Here is a 936-nt window from a genome sequence, read left to right as displayed (position 1 = left end):
CGGCCCAAAGACGCCACTCCGTTTGTCGGCCAGCAGCGGCCAGAACCACGCCGCGCTCTCGCAGCGTATCCGCGATTTCGTCTACTGTGTAAAGCCCGGTCGTGTCCACGAGTGTAATAGGAAGCATGTCCAGTACGAGCCACTTCAGGGATGGGCCTGCAGCGTCTGCAGCTGCAATCACTCCCCGTTTGAAGAAAGGTGCATTGAAAAACACAATGGGTGCATTGAAACGCAAAAGCGTTAGACCGGGCACGGTGACGGCCTCGGGGTGACGGTCGACAGCATGAAAACCCGGGAAACCCTTCACTTCGCCGAGGATCTCGATCTTTGGACGAGACACGAGCTTTACGAAACGTAAGATCGCCAAGACGACGGCGACCAGAATGGCCTCCATTGAACCGACCGCAACTACGCCCAATGTGGCCACGATTGATAAAGCGAACTCTCGGCGGTCAATCTGATAGATTCTGCCCAGTGCGCGAAGATCCACCAAAGACGCCGCAACTTTCACAAGCACAGCACCAAGAGCGGCTGTGGGAACATACCGGAGAGGGCCTGTAAAAAACAGCAGCACAACTGCGATCGTTGCAGCCGCGAATAATCCAGTCACTTGCGTACGCCCGCCAGTCGCATCGCTCATGGCCGTTCGAGAATCCGCACCGCTCACTGCAAAACCCTGAGAGAGTGCTGAGGCAATATTGGCGGTACCCAGCGCCGCGAATTCCCTGTCCGCGTCTATGTCGTACCTGTTCTTCGAGGCGAAACTGCGTGAAGTCAACATCATGCTCGAAAAGGTGACCAACGCTAGACCCGCAGCGTCTCCAAGAAGGCTTGGAACCATGGAGAGCGGAAAATGCGGAACCTTCAGCACGGGAAGTCCAGCAGGTATCTCACCCACTGTTTTGACTCCCTGCCCTTCCAGACCCAGCATACGGA

At 56.4% G+C, this 936-nt stretch carries 1 protein-coding gene; it reads right to left on the bottom strand.

The genetic code is table 11. The annotated features are described in order from the left end of the window. Positions 1–936 (bottom strand): SulP family inorganic anion transporter (locus tag DMG62_25070; GenBank protein ID PYY19024.1); only part of this gene is annotated, 936 nt, incomplete at both ends.

It is taken from the genome of Acidobacteriota bacterium (assembly GCA_003225175.1).
GTDB lineage: Bacteria > Acidobacteriota > Terriglobia > Terriglobales > Acidobacteriaceae > Gp1-AA112.
This window is presented reverse-complemented; position numbering and strand designations above follow the sequence as displayed.